General features: G+C 41.0%; 1 protein-coding gene. It reads left to right on the top strand.

Annotated features, from left to right (window positions below):
• Positions 1 to 383: IS3 family transposase (locus tag V1L66_RS22845; RefSeq protein ID WP_409072248.1), on the top strand; the 383-nt coding region annotated here is incomplete at both ends.

Raw genomic sequence — 383 nt, 5'->3', positions numbered from 1 at the left:
GTATCGATTCCGACGACGTCACAAAGGAGCACGTCAAATCAAAATGACGCTTCACCATCAATATGGTATTACCTATAATCTGAAGCGAATTCGCCGCATTATGAAGAAGTTCGGGGTTATCTGTCCAATTCGTAAAGCCAATCCTTATCGTCGTCTAGCCAAAGCCACACAAGAACATCGTACGTGTCCACATCTGCTCGAACGCCAATTTAAACAAGGCGTGGTTGGTAAAGTCCTCTTAACAGATATCACGTATTTGACATATAAAAATGGTAAACGTGCTTATTTATCAACGATTAAAGACGCTGAGACGAATGAGATTTTGGCGTATGAAGTAGCAGCTAGCATCACAATGGAAATTGTGCTCGACACTTTGAAAAAAT

The organism is Lysinibacillus sp. IITD104 (genome assembly GCF_036698265.2).
GTDB classification, from domain to species: Bacteria; Bacillota; Bacilli; order Bacillales_A; family Planococcaceae; genus Lysinibacillus; species Lysinibacillus boronitolerans.
Note: the sequence above shows the minus strand (reverse complement) of the source record. Positions and strands in the feature narration are given on the sequence as shown.